Origin of the sequence: Roseiarcus sp. (assembly GCF_049514155.1) — a bacterium.
Classification (GTDB): Bacteria; Pseudomonadota; Alphaproteobacteria; order Rhizobiales; family Beijerinckiaceae; genus Roseiarcus.
This window is the reverse complement of the sequence record NZ_JBEKVH010000138.1, coordinates 1-13,229: the sequence shown is the minus strand read 5'-3', so window position 1 is coordinate 13,229 and position 13,229 is coordinate 1. Positions and strand designations below refer to the sequence as shown.

The following is a 13,229-nucleotide window of genomic DNA, read 5'->3' as shown; positions in this document are numbered from 1 at the left end:
ATGTTGTAAATGATGATCGGAATGCCGATCGCGTCGTTGACGGCGCGGAAGTGATGGTAGAGCCCTTCCTGGGTCGGCTTGTTGTAATAGGGCGTGACCACCAGCACGGCGTCGGCGCCGGCGCGCTCGGCGTGGCGGGCGAGATCGACCGCCTCGCTGGTGTTGTTGGAGCCGGCGCCGGCGATGACCGGCACGCGGCCGCGCGCTTCGTCGATGCAGATGTCGACGACGCGACGATGCTCTTCGTGCGACAGCGTCGGACTCTCGCCGGTGGTGCCGACCGGCACCAGGCCGTTCGAGCCGGAAGCGATCTGCCAATCGACCAGGGAGCGGAACGCCGGTTCGTCGATTTTTCCGTCCTTGAACGGGGTGACCAGGGCCGGCATCGAACCGTGAAACTTCGCCCGCTTTTCCATCTCGCCTATCCAGATCTTCGTGAGGCGAACGCGTCCCGCCCGCGCCCGCGCCGACACATAAACCCTTGCGCCGAGCCGCGAAAGGGGGAGGCGGGGGCGACTCCGTGGTTAACGATTGCTCAGCAAAGCGCAGGCATGCTGGCCGGCGAGACCATCGCCATGATCGTATTCCGCCTGGCCGCTGTGGCGGCGGGGCTGACCGCGTTGCTTGTTGCCGGCCTGGGGTCGGACCCCGATCGGCAGAGTTCCGCTGCCCGCGTCGTCGCCGCGTTTTCGTCGACCCTGCGCCCCGCCGCGCCGGGGCCGCGACCTGTCGTCGCGCCGACCGTCGTCGCGGCGCGCGCGCTTGCGCCGCCGCCGCGCCTCGATCTGACGCCGATCGGCGCAATTGCCCGCGCCGCCGCCGCGCCAAGCCCAGCGCCCGCCGCGCAACCGACGCCCGCAGCGCCGCCAGCGCCTGCCGCCGCGCCGGCGCGCGCGCCGCCGCTCGAAGCCGCCGCCGCCGCTGCGCCGAGCCCAGCGCCCGCCGCGCAACCGACGCCCGCAGCGCCGCCAGCGCCTGTCGCCGCGCCGGCGCCCGCGCCGCCGCTCGAAGCCGCCGCCGCCGCCTCGCCGCGCCTCGACGGCTCGGCGCTCGCCGCGGCCGCCGTCCTCTATCGTAAGGGCGATCTCGCCGGCGGCGACGCGCTCGCCGCCAAGGCGTCCGACGCCGCCGAACGCGTCGCCTTCGATTGGCTGGCGCTGCGGCTGGCGCCGCGGCCCGACGACCAGCGCCTCGCCGCTTTCGCCGCCGCTCATCCGCATTGGCCAGGCGGCGACTGGGTCCGCGCGGTCGAGGAGGGGCGCCTCTACGCCGACCATCCGTCCGCCGAAATCGTGGCGGCGCGCTTCGCCGGCGATCCGCCGCGCACGTCGGCCGGCAAGCTCGCCCTGGCGCGCGCCCTGCTCGAATCCGGCCGCCGCGACGAGGCGACGGCGATCGTCGCGCCGCTGTGGCGCAACGACGATCTCGATCTGTGGAGCGAAGCGGAGACGCTCAAGACTTTCGCCGCGCTGCTTACCCGCGCCGACCACAAATATCGCGCCGATCGACTGCTCTACGCCGAGAAGAGCGGGGCGGCGTTGCGTGCGGCGGCGCTCGCCGGGCCCGACGAGGTCGCGCTTGCCGAAGCGCGAATCGCCGCCGCCAACGGCCCGCTGACCGCGCGTGCGGTCGCCGCCGTGCCGCCGGCGCTGCAGAAGGACCCCGGCTTGTTGTTCGCGCGAGTCCAGGATGCGCGGCGGGCCAATCGCGCCCGCGAGGCGGCCGGTTGGCTGGCGCTCGCGCCGACCGACGCCGCTGCGCTGATCGATCCCGACGCGTGGTGGAGCGAGCAGCGCATGGTCGCGCGGGAGTTGCTCGATATCGGCGAGCCGCGCCAGGCGTTCGCGCTCTGCGCCGCCGCCGCGCCGGCTTCCGTCCCGGCGAAAGTCGACGCGGCCTTCCACGCCGGCTGGATCGCGCTGCGCTTCCTCGGCGACGCGGAAGAGGCCGCGAAGCGCTTCGAGGCGGCGAACGCGGTCGCCGCGACGCCGCTGTCGATCGCCCGCGCCGGCTATTGGCGCGGACGGGCCGCCGAGGCGCTCGGCCGCGCCGACGAAGCGCAACGCTTCTACCAACGCGCCGCCGCCTTTCCGATCGCCTATTACGGCCAGCTCGCCGCCGAGCGGCTCGGGCGGCAGGCGCTCGCCTTGCGCGCGCCCGCCGCCGTCGCCGGCCCGGAAGCGCGCGACGAGGCGACGCGCGTCGTCGCCTGGCTCTACGCCGCCGGCCTCGACGATCTCGCCAACGCGCTCGCCCAGGCCGCGGGGGGCCAGTGGAGCGACGAAGCGCAGCTCGCCGCGCTCGCCGAGGTGGTGGCGGCGCATGGCGAGGCCGCCGCCAATGTCGCCTTCGGCAAGATCGTCACCGAACGCGGCTTCGCCCTCGACGCCTCCGCCTTTCCGCTGTCGGGCGTGCCGTCGTTCGCGCCGCTCGCGGGTTCGGCCGACCTGCCGAGCGTCTACGCGGTGGCGCGGCAGGAGAGCGAGTTCGCGCGCCGGGCCGCCTCGGGCATGGGCGCCAAGGGCCTGATGCAGATCCTGCCCTCGACCGCGCAGGACGCCGCGCGCCGCGCCGGCGTCCCCTTCGACGCGGCGCGGCTCGTCGCCGACCCGGCCTACAACGCGCAGCTCGGGGCGGCGTTCCTCGGCCAGATGATCGCCGACCAGGGCGGCTCGGCGGCGCTCGCGCTCGCCGCCTACAACGCCGGCGCCGGCCGCGTCGCGCAATGGATCGCCGCCTATGGCGACCCGCGCAGCGGCAAGGCCGATCCAGTCGATTGGGTCGAGCGCATTCCGTTCGACGAGACGCGCGATTACGTCGAGCGGGTCAGCGAAAATATCGGCGTCTACCGCGCCCGCTTCGCCGCGGCGCAGGGCGTGACGGCGTCGCGCACGGCGTCGGAGTAGCGAAGAACGGCTGGTCGATGACCCCCCATTCGTGCTAGAACATTCCAAGAACATTTCGCGCGGAGCGTGAGGGATGGCGAGACGGGCGGGTTACGCCGATCTGCCGCTGCACGGCGGCCGGGTGCCGCAATGGCTCGCCGATCGCATGACGCGGCTCGGCGCCGTCATGGCGGAAGCGATCGTCCTCCATTACGGCCGCGACGAGCTGCTGAGAAGGCTCGCCCATCCCTTCTGGTTCCAGTCGTTCGGCGCGGTGATGGGGATGGACTGGCATTCGTCGGGAATCACCACCAGCGTCATCGGCGCGCTGAAGCGCGGCCTCGAGCCGCTGTCGGGCGAGCTTGGCCTGCATGTCTCATTCGCGCAAGACGCCGGACGAGCTCACGGCGATCGGCGAGCGGGTCGGCTTCGACGGCGCGGCGCTGGCGCGCGCCAGCCGGCTGGTCGCCAAGGTCGACAGCGCCGCGGTGCAGGACGGCTTTGACCTCTATCTGCACGGCTTCATCGTCGCCGACGACGGTCATTGGACGGTGGTGCAGCAGGGGATGAACGGCGGCGCGCGGCAAGCACGGCGTTATCACTGGCTTTCCGAGGGGTTGACGAGCTTCGTTGACGCGCCGCATGCGGCGATCGAGGGCGAAGCCCAAGGCGAGATCGTCAACCTCGCCGACCACCGCGCGGAAGGCTCGCGCCGGCGCCAGGTCGAGATGCTCGCCGCACTCGCGCCGGAGGCGATCGCCGGCGAATTCGCGCGGCTCGACGCGCCGGCCGCGAGCGCGCCGAAAGCGCCGGAGCAGCTTGTCCTGCCGCATCTCGTCATGCCGGCGCATCACGACGTGCGCGCCGAGGATGTCGTGCCGCGCCGCCTCGCCGGCGCGCTCGCCGCCGCGGCCGAGGCGGGGCCGCGCGACTTTGCCCAATTGCTGCAAGTTCCCGGCGTCGGCCAACGCACTGTGCGCGCGCTGGCGCTGGTCGCCGAAGTGCTGCACGGCGCGCCCTGCCGCTTCAGCGATCCGGCGCGCCATTCTTTCGCCCACGGCGGCAAGGATCGCCATCCGTTCCCGGTGCCGATCAAGGTCTACGACCAGACGATCGCCGTGCTGAAGTCGGCGGTCGCCAAGGCCAAGCTCGGCCGCGACGAGGAACTCGCCGCGCTGAAGCGCCTCGACGCTCAGGCGCGGCTGCTGGAGCGCAGCGCAGTCGGGCCGTCGGTCGAGACGCTGATCGCCGACGAGCGGCGCGTGTCGCACGCTTACGGCGGGAGGAGCGTGTTCGGGTGGGAGAGGGCGGAGGAAGCGCCGGCGGCGCCGTCGACCGCCGAGGCGGAAGCGTAGCGCGCCTTTTTCGCTCGGTTCAGATCAACATCCCGCCGGAAATCTCGATCCTTTGCGCGTTGATCCAGCGGTTGTCCTCGGTCAGCAGCGAGGCGACGGCCGGGCCGATGTCGTCGGGCAGGCCGGGGCGGCCGAGCGCCGTCACGCTGGCGATGAAGGCGTTGACCTCTCTGTTGTCGCGCACCGTGCCGCCGCCGAAGTCGGTTTCGATCGCGCCGGGGGCGATCGTGTTGACCGCGATGCCGCGGGGCCCGAGCTCCTTGGCGAGGTAGCGCGTCAGCACTTCGATCGCGCCCTTCATCGCCGCATAGGCCGCATAGCCGGGCAGGGCGAAGCGCGTGAGGCCGCTCGAGACGTTCACGATCCGGCCGCCGTCGGCGATCAGCGGCAGCAGCGTCTGGGTGAGGAAGAACACCCCCTTGAGATGGATGTTCACCAGCCGGTCGAAATCGGCTTCGCTGGTCTCGGCGAAGGGCTTGTGAACGCCGATGCCGGCGTTGTTGACGAGGTAGTCGAAGTTCGCCCGGCCCCACTGGACCGCCAGAGCTTGTTTCAGGTCAGCCGCGAAGGCCGAGAAGCGGGCGACGTCGCCGGTGTCGAGCGGAAACATCGTCGCCTTGCGCCCGAACGCTGCGATCGCCGTCGCGGTCGCCTCGGCCTCGGTCTTGTTGCTGTGATACGTGCCGATCACGTCGACGCCCTTGCGCGCCAGCGCGATCGCCATGTTGCGGCCCAGGCCCCGGCTGGCGCCGGTCACCAGGGCGATTTTTCCGCCGTTGGTCATCGTCTTCTCCTCTCGAGGTTGGATTGCTTCGGGTGCAGGCAAAGTCGCTCTTTTGCTTTCCGAGATAATCGGTCGGACAATGCGATCACTATCCGGGAGAAGCGAACAATGGACCGATTCGACGCGATGCGGGTCTTCGCGCGGGTGATGGAGCGGGGCAGCTTCGTCCGCGCGGCCGAGGATCTCGGATTGCCCGCCTCGACCGCGACCGACGCCGTCAAGCAGCTCGAGGCCAGGCTCGGCGTGCGGCTGCTGCAGCGCACGACCCGGCAAGTGCGCCCGACCCTCGACGGCGAAGCCTATTACCGGCGCTGCCTCGCCATCCTCGACGACATCGAAGAGGCCGAGAGCGCCTTCAGCGGCGCGCGACCGCGCGGGCTGCTGCGCATCGACGTCCAGGGCGCCCAGGCGCGGCGCGTCATCGTGCCCGCCTTGCCGCGTTTCTTCGCCGAATACCCGGATCTCGAGCTGTTCATGGGCGAGGGCGACCGCTTCGTCGATCTCGTCCGCGAAGGCGTCGATTGCGTGCTGCGGGCCGGCGAACCGAGGGAAAGCGACCTCGTCGCGCGGCGGGTCGCCATATTGCCCGAGGCGACGGTCGCCTCCGCCGATTACGTCGCCCGTTTCGGACTTCCGCGGCGCTGGGACGCGCTCGACGGCCACCGCATGATCGGCTTCCGTTCCTCGGCGACCGGCGGGGTGCTGCCGCTGGAGTTCATGGTGGGCGGCGTCCGCCAGACCGCGACGCTGCCCGCGAGCCTGTCGGTCAACGGCGCCGACACCTACGAGGCCGCCTGCCGCCAGGGCCTCGGCCTGATCCAGGTCCCTCGCTATTCGATCGAGACGGACCTCGCCGCCGGCGCGCTGATCGAGTGCCTGCCGGAGACGCCGCCTTCGCCGACGCCAGTCTACGTGCTTTATCCGCGAAACCGCCAGCTCAGCCTTCGCGTCCGAGTCTTCATCGACTGGGTGGCGAAGGAATACGCCCGCCACGCCGCGCTCACGGCGACGATCCTTGCGTGACGGTCGAAAGGTCCCAGGCCTTGTTGCGAACACATTTGGCGATTAGATAACGATAGTCGATCTTGCGATTGAACGTTGTTTTAGCGCCACAGGCGCCGCCGACAATCTTCCACTTCCAAAATCGAACGCAACGCCCGCGACGTTTATGCGTTGCGGGATACGACTCTATTCTAAACGATTAGGACATCGTAATGATCACTGGCACCGTAAAGTTCTTCAATTCGACCAAAGGCTTCGGCTTTATCCAACCCGACACTGGCGGCACCGATGTGTTCGTCCACGTCTCCGCCGTCGAGCGCGCCGGCATGCGCACGATCGTTGAGGGACAGAAGCTCAGCTTCGATGTCGTGAAGGACGCCCGCAACGGCAAGACGGCGGCCGAGAACCTCCAGGCCGCGTAAGGAATTAGCGCTTCCGGCCGCCGACCACGGATGTACTGGCGCCGGCCGTCGAAGCGTTTAGGAGAAGGCCGGGTTCGCCCGGCCTTTTTTGTTGAGTCGGTCGGGTTCTCTCGCCGCTGCGTGGCGATCAGTTGTTCGTGAGCGGCGCGGTCATTTGACCGCGCGCAACCCAGCCGAGGCGCGGAGCGCATAAGTTCGCCGCCGACGTCAAGCCGTGCTGGCGGGATGGCGGATCGTTTCCGCGACCGCCCGGGATAAGGCGAGGACGGCGACATGGCCGGAGCGAAAATGTCGCGCCGGGCGTTGCTCGGCGGGTCGGTCTCGGCGGCGGTCGGGGCGAGCGCCCTCGACGCTCTGGCCGGAGCGACCGCGAGCCCAGAAGCCGAGACAAGCGCGCCGAACGCTTCCGCGCGGGATATTGTCCTGAACGTCAATGGCGTCGACCGGCCTTTGCGGGTCGAGTCGCGTATGACTTTGGCCGAGGCGCTGCGCGGGCCGCTGCGACTGACGGGAACGAAGATCGCCTGCAACCGCGGCGCTTGCTCGGCTTGCACGGTCTGGCTCGACGGCCAGCCGCACCTCGGCTGCATGACGCTGGCTGTCGAAGTCGGTCATCGCGCAGTGACGACGATCGAGGGTCTGGCCAAAGGCGACGAGCTTCACCCGGTGCAGGCCGCGTTCATCGATCATGACGCTATGCAATGCGGCTTCTGCACGCCTGGCATGACGATGGCCGCTGCGGCGCTGGTCGAACGCAATGCCGATCCGACGGCCGACGACGTCGAGCGCGCGATCGCGGGCCACATCTGCCGCTGCGGCGCCTATCCGCATGTGGTCGCGGCGACGCTCGCCGCCGCCAAAGCGCGAAGGGGCTGACCATGGCGAGCGACGGCGCGACGCGCGACGAGAACTTTCCCATCGGCATAGCGAGCGTCGGCGTGCACGAAGAGCCGCGGCGGATCCCGGAGGGGGAGCCGCCGGCGCTGCCCGTCAACGCCGAACTCGCTGAAATCGGTAAACCGCGGCCGCGGTGGAATGGCCGCGCCAAGGCGACAGGCGCGATCCGCTACACCGTCGACGTCACGCCGCCGGGCATGCTCTTCGGCCGCATCTTGCGCTCGCCGCTGCCGCACGCGCGGGTGCGGTCGATCGACCTGTCCGCGGCGAGGCGGCTCGAAAGCGTCAAGGCGATCGTCAGCGCGGTGAACCCGGACGATTCGTCGGGCGCGACGGTGCGCTACGTCGGCCAGCCGGTCGTCGCCGTCGCCGCAGGCTCGATGGCGCAAGCCGAGGAGGCGCTGAAGCTCATCCGCGTCGATTACCAGCCGCTGCCGTTCGTCGTCGACATGGACGACGCGCTCAAGGCCGGCGCGCCGAAGGTCTACGAAGCGGAATCGCCGCCGCAAGGCGGAGGAGCGCCCGGCGCGGCGGGCCCGCCGCTCGACGGCAACGCGCGCGGGCCGGCGCTCGCGAGCCGCGGCGACGTGGCGCAAGGGTTTGCGCTCGCCGAAGTCACGCTCGAGGGCGAATATTCCACCCAAGTGCAGACCCATTGCTGCATGGAGCCGCACGGCCTCGTCGCCGACTGGCGCGACGACGGCCTCACCGTCCACATTTCGACGCAGTTCACCGCCGGCGTGCGGCGCGAGCTGGCGCAGGCGTTCGACCTGCCGATCGACAAGGTGCGCGTCGTCGTCGACGGCATGGGCGGCGGCTTCGGCTCGAAGTCGACGCTCGGCAACTATGGTCGCCTCGCCGTCGCGCTGTCGCGACAGGCGGGCGCGCCGGTGCGCCTGACGTTGACCCGCCCCGAAGAGCAGATGGACTCCGGCAACCGTCCGTCGGTGCGCCAGCGCATCCGGCTCGGCGCAAGCCGGGACGGGACGCTGACGGCGATGGCGATCGAGAGCCACGGCACGGCCGGCGTCGGGCTCGGCGCCGGCGTCGGCAATTTCGCGCAGGCGATCTACGACTGCGCGAATTTCTCCTCCGCGCAATACGACGTCTTCATCAACGCCGGGCCGGGCAGCGCGATGCGCGCGCCGGGCAATACGCCCGGCGCCTGGGGGCTGGAGAGCGCGATCGACGAGCTCGCCGAAAAGCTCGGGGTCGACCCGCTCGCGTTGCGCGATCGCATCGATCGGAGCCCGGCGCGGCGCGAGGAGCGGCGCATCGGCGCCGAGCGGATCGGCTGGTCGCGCCGCCATGCGCCGGGCGCCGACCTCGGGCCGGTGAAGCGCGGCCTCGGCATGGCCCAATCGCTTTGGGGCGCGAACGTCCAGACCGCCGCCTCGATCGCCGTACGGCTACGGCGCGACGGCGTTGTCGAGGCCTTCTCGAGCGTGCAGGACATCGGTTCCGGGATCGGCACGGTGATCCAGCAGACGATCGCCGAGACGCTGGGCCTACAGCCGTCGCAGATCGTCATCCATATCGGCGACACGAATTTCCCCGCCGGGCCCCCCTCGTACGGCAGCCGCACCACCGCCTCGATCACGCCGCCGGCGCGCGTCGCCGCTTGGAAGATTCTGCAGGCGTTGTTCGCCAAAGCGGCGCCGGCGCTCAGCGCCGGTCCCGACGACCTCCTCGCGCGCGGCGGCTTGATCGAGACTCGCTCCGAACCGAAGCGCTCGATGGGTTTCGCCGAGGCCGCGGCGCTGATCGACGGCGACATGTTGAGCGTCACCGAGACGCGCAGCGAGGATTACGGCGGCTTCAAGCGCACGATGGGCGAGGCGGCGCTCGCGCAGCAGGATCTCGGTGGCGTGCAGTTCGCCGAAGTCGCGGTGGACGTCGAGACCGGGATCATCCGGGTCGAGCGGGTGGTTGCGGCGCAGGACTGCGGCCGACCCTTGAATCCGCTGCTGCTCGAAAGCCAGATCCAGGGCGGGGTGCTGATGGGAGTCTCTTACGCGCTCTACGAGGAGCGCATCCTCGACCGCGCCACGGGCCGCATGGTCAACGCCAATCTCGAGCAGTACAAGGTCGCCGGCCCCCGAGAAGTTCCGCAGATCGACGTGGCGGTGATTGAGAATTACCAGGGCCGCAGCGCCACCGACGCTTACGGCATCGCCGAGCCCGCCAACATCGCGACCGCCCCGGCGATCGGTAACGCCGTCTACAATGCAATTGGCGTGCGGCTGCGCGCCCTGCCGATGACCCCGGCCGTGGTGCTGGCGGCGCTCGGGCGAACGCCGCCGAGGGGTTGAGCCATGCGAAACTTCGCATTCGACACGGCGACGAGCGTCCAGCAGGCGGCCGCAGCGGCGTCGCTTGCCTGCGAGACGATGCTGGCGCCGGACGGCGGCGCAAGCGACCCCGAGACGACGATCGTCAAGGCGGGCGGGATCGACCTCCTCGATCTGATGAAGGAGGGCCTCGTCGCGCCGGGAAAGGTGACGAGCCTCAGCGGCCTTGCCAACCTGGCGACGATCGAGCTGCAAAGCGACGGCGGCTTGAGGATTGGCGCGCTGGTCACGCTGGCGCGGCTCGTGGCGGACGAGACGGTGCGCAAACTTTGTCCGGCGCTCGCCGACGCGGCTGGCGCTTCCGCCAGCCCGGAGATCCGCAACGCGGCGACGCTCGGCGGAAACCTCCTGCAACGGCCGCGCTGCTGGTATTTTCGCGCCGCCGAGTTCCGTTGCCTGCGCAAGGGCGGCGGGCATTGCTACGCCATAACCGGGGAGAACCAGCACCACGCGATTTTCGACAACCGCTTCTGCGCCATCGTGCATCCCTCGACTTCGGCGACGGCGCTGGTCGCTCTCGGCGCCGAAGTGGAGCTCATCGACATGGACGGCGCGACTCGACGCCTCGCGCTGGAGGAATTCTTCGTCGGCCCCGACAAGGACGTGCAGCGCGAGAACGATCTGCGTCCGCGCGAGATTCTGACCGCCGTGCTGCTGCCGAACGCGGCAGGGCTGAGGACGGCGCACCTCAAACTTTCGCAGAAACAATCGTTCGACTGGCCGCTGGTCGACGTCGTCGTCGCGCTCGATCTCGGCCCTGACGGCGCCTGCCGACGCGCCTCGATCGCGCTTGGCGCCGTCGCGCCGACGCCGCGCCGGGCGCGCGCCGCCGAGGACGCGCTCGCAGGCAAGATCGTCGACGCTCAGTCGGCCGCCGCCGCCGGCCGCGCCGCGCTCGAGGGCGCGACGCCCTTGTCGAAGAACGCCTACAAGGCGCCGATGCTCGAGGCGCTGGTGCGCCGCGCCTTGCTGCGCGCCGCCGGTCAAGCATGAGGGAGAACGCCATGTTGTCCCGACGCACCGTGAATCTCGGCATTCTCGCGAACGTCGGCTTCGCCGCTGGCGCCGGTCGTGCGGTCGCGGCCGATCTGAGGGTCATCGATCTGCCTGCGCCATGGAAGGACGGCGGCAAGCCTCTGGCTCAAGCGGTGTGGGCTCGGCGCTCGATCCGCGAGTTTGCCGACAAGCCTGTGCCGGTCGACGTCTTGTCGAACCTGCTTTGGACGGCTTGCGGCGTCAACCGCCCGGCGACCGGCGACCGCACCATGCCGTCCTGGCGACACGCGATGGACGCCGAAATCTTCGTCGCCGCGGCCGACGGCGCATGGAGCTATGACGCGAAGGCGCATCGACTGACGCAAGTGCTCGCCGACGACATCCGCGCCGAGACCGGCGTACAGGACTTCGTCGGAGCGGCGCCGATCGACCTCGTCTATGTCTCCGACGGCGCCCGATTGCAGGGCGCCACGGGCGACGAGAAACGCCTATGGGCGTTCGCCAACGTCGGCTTCATTGGCCAGAACGTCTACTTGTTCTGCGCGTCCGAGGGACTGGCGACGGTCTTCCGCGCCTCGCTGAACCGCGACCGGCTCGCGCAAACGCTGCAATTGCCGCCGACGAAGTTCGTCACCTGCTCGCAGACGGTCGGTTACCCGAAGAGCTGATCGACGCTTCAGGCAGACATGGCCGAGGGCTCTCGACCAACGGTCCGAGGCGTTTCTAGAGCGGTTTTCGAGCTGATAGAAGCGGCGGGGATTCTCAAATCAGCGGAATTCTGATTCAGCATGCGGGCTGGCGAAGGAGGCCGGCTGGCATGGCTGAACCTTTATCGATCGATCTTCGCAAGCGCGTGGTCGCGGCGATCAAGGGAGGAATGTCGCGGCGAGGAGCGGCGGCGAAGTGATGGCCGGCTTATGGAGGGCGGTCATTGTAAGTCGCTAGGGCAGCCGCGATGGCGCAAATTTAGTCGTTTGCCGATTATACCGTAATATCAATAGGATCGTCATATGGCATGGCGGAAGGAGTGAGATTCGAACTCACGGTGGAGTTGCCCCCACGGCGGTTTTCAAGACCGCTGCCTTAAACCACTCGGCCATCCTTCCTTCGCATCCCCCTCTCCCGCTTGCGGGAGAGGGCGCGCCGTCATTGGGAGGAGCGAAGCGACGAAGCAATCCATGCTTCCGTGCGCCGCGCTCTGACGCTGGATTGCTTCGCTTCGCTCGCAATGACACGGCAGGCGATGCTTAGCCCATCGCCCCGCCCGGCGGCAACGCCGCCCGTCACACCAGCCGGCTCTGCGCCTTGGCGGCGGCGATGAAGCTGGCGAACAGCGGGTGCGGCTCGAACGGCCGCGATTTCAGCTCGGGGTGGTATTGCACGCCGATGAACCACGGATGGGCGGGGATCTCGATCGTCTCGGGCAGAACGCCGTCGGGCGACATGCCGGCGAAGACGATTCCCTTGTCCTCGAGGCGTTCGCGATAGGCGGTGTTGACCTCGTAGCGATGGCGGTGGCGCTCGGAAATCTCGGTCGTCCCGTAGATTTGGGCGATGTGCGAGCCGGGCTTCAGCACCGCCGCATAGGCGCCGAGCCGCATCGATCCGCCGAGATCGCCCGCCGCCTGGCGGCGCTCGAGCGCGTTGCCGTGCAGCCATTCGGTCATCAGCCCGACCACCGGTTCGTCGGTCGGGCCGAATTCGGTCGAATTGGCGTGCGTCAGTCCGACGAGCGAGCGGCACGCCTCGATCACCGCCATCTGCATGCCGAAACAGATGCCGAAATAGGGCACCTTGCGCTCGCGGGCGAATTTTGCCGCGAGGATCTTGCCCTCGGTGCCGCGCACGCCGAAGCCGCCGGGCACCAGAATGCCGTTGACGCCTTCGAGATGAGAGGCTGGATCGCCGCTCTCGAAGATCTCGCTCTCGATCCAGTCGAGCTTGACCCTGACCTTGTTGGCCATGCCGCCGTGGGTCAGCGCTTCGGTCAGCGACTTGTAGGCGTCCTTGAGGCCGGTGTACTTGCCGACGATGGCGATCGTGACTTCGCCTTCGGGATTGTGGAGGGAGCGCGTCACCGCGTCCCAGCGGCGCATGTCGGGCTTCGGCGCCGGCTCGATGCCGAAGGCGGCGAGCACCTCGCGGTCGAGGCCGGCGGCGTGATAGGCGGCCGGCACGTCGTAGATCGAGCCGACGTCGCGCGCCTCCACCACCGCGCTCTCGCGCACATTGCAGAACAGGCCGAGCTTGCGGCGCTCCTCGCGCGGGATCTCGCGATCCGAGCGGCACAGCAGGATGTCGGGCTGGATGCCGATCGAGCGCAATTCCTTGACCGAATGCTGGGTCGGCTTGGTCTTGAGCTCACCGGCGGTGGGAATGTACGGCAGCAGCGTCAGGTGGATGTAGACGACGTGACCGCGCGGCAGCTCGTTGCCGAGCTGGCGGATCGCCTCGAAGAACGGCAGGCCTTCGATGTCGCCGACCGTGCCGCCGATCTCGACCAGCACGAAGTCGACGTTCTCGTTGCCCTCGAGGAC

10 protein-coding genes, 1 tRNA gene and 1 pseudogene are annotated in these 13,229 nt (G+C 69.5%); 8 read left to right on the top strand and 4 right to left on the bottom strand.

Annotation, left to right across the window (positions count from 1 at the left end; all coding sequences use genetic code 11):
- A partial coding sequence (locus ABSF49_RS16840; protein WP_424113808.1) for a dihydrodipicolinate synthase family protein occupies nucleotides 1-416 on the bottom strand: 416 nt, incomplete at its 3' end.
- Nucleotides 417-551: 135 nt separating this feature from the next.
- Between ABSF49_RS16840 and ABSF49_RS16835 the strand changes: the two genes are divergently transcribed.
- Complete coding sequence (locus ABSF49_RS16835; RefSeq protein WP_424113807.1) at nucleotides 552-2,906, top strand: lytic transglycosylase domain-containing protein; 2,355 nt, start codon at nucleotides 552-554, stop codon at nucleotides 2,904-2,906.
- 73 nt (nucleotides 2,907-2,979) lie between these two features.
- Nucleotides 2,980-4,240: pseudogene (locus ABSF49_RS16830) on the top strand (DUF763 domain-containing protein).
- Nucleotides 4,241-4,259: 19 nt separating this feature from the next.
- On the opposite strand, the gene ABSF49_RS16825 reads toward ABSF49_RS16830, so the two are convergent.
- Nucleotides 4,260-5,024: an SDR family NAD(P)-dependent oxidoreductase gene (locus ABSF49_RS16825; RefSeq protein ID WP_424113806.1), complete on the bottom strand. Its 765-nt coding sequence runs from the start codon at nucleotides 5,022-5,024 to the stop codon at nucleotides 4,260-4,262.
- Between the two features lie 108 nt (nucleotides 5,025-5,132).
- Here ABSF49_RS16825 and ABSF49_RS16820 point away from each other — a divergent pair, with 108 nt between their 5' ends.
- The 6 genes from ABSF49_RS16820 (at nucleotide 5,133) to ABSF49_RS16795 (ending at nucleotide 11,360) form a co-directional block, all read left to right on the top strand.
- Nucleotides 5,133-6,047, top strand: coding sequence for a LysR family transcriptional regulator (locus ABSF49_RS16820; protein WP_424113805.1), 915 nt, complete (start codon nucleotides 5,133-5,135; stop codon nucleotides 6,045-6,047).
- Nucleotides 6,048-6,238: 191 nt separating this feature from the next.
- A complete protein-coding gene (locus tag ABSF49_RS16815) occupies nucleotides 6,239-6,448 on the top strand; it encodes a cold-shock protein (protein ID WP_424113804.1) in 210 nt (69 codons plus the stop codon).
- A 354-nt stretch (nucleotides 6,449-6,802) separates the two neighbouring features.
- Nucleotides 6,803-7,324 carry a (2Fe-2S)-binding protein gene (locus tag ABSF49_RS16810; RefSeq protein ID WP_424113809.1) on the top strand — a complete coding sequence of 174 codons (522 nt, stop codon included), beginning with the start codon at nucleotides 6,803-6,805 and terminating at the stop codon, nucleotides 7,322-7,324.
- A 2-nt stretch (nucleotides 7,325-7,326) separates the two neighbouring features.
- Complete coding sequence (locus ABSF49_RS16805) at nucleotides 7,327-9,657, top strand: xanthine dehydrogenase family protein molybdopterin-binding subunit (RefSeq protein WP_424113803.1); 2,331 nt, start codon at nucleotides 7,327-7,329, stop codon at nucleotides 9,655-9,657.
- Between the two features lie 3 nt (nucleotides 9,658-9,660).
- Nucleotides 9,661-10,689, top strand: a complete 1,029-nt coding sequence (locus ABSF49_RS16800) for an FAD binding domain-containing protein (RefSeq protein WP_424113802.1) — start codon at nucleotides 9,661-9,663, stop codon at nucleotides 10,687-10,689.
- An 11-nt stretch (nucleotides 10,690-10,700) separates the two neighbouring features.
- Nucleotides 10,701-11,360: a nitroreductase family protein gene (locus ABSF49_RS16795; protein WP_424113801.1), complete on the top strand. Its 660-nt coding sequence runs from the start codon at nucleotides 10,701-10,703 to the stop codon at nucleotides 11,358-11,360.
- A 348-nt stretch (nucleotides 11,361-11,708) separates the two neighbouring features.
- On the opposite strand, the gene ABSF49_RS16790 is transcribed toward ABSF49_RS16795, so the two are convergent.
- Nucleotides 11,709-11,798, bottom strand: a tRNA-Ser gene (locus ABSF49_RS16790).
- A gap of 177 nt (nucleotides 11,799-11,975) precedes the next feature.
- Nucleotides 11,976-13,229: CTP synthase (pyrG, locus tag ABSF49_RS16785; RefSeq protein ID WP_424113800.1), on the bottom strand; the 1,254-nt coding region annotated here is incomplete at its 5' end.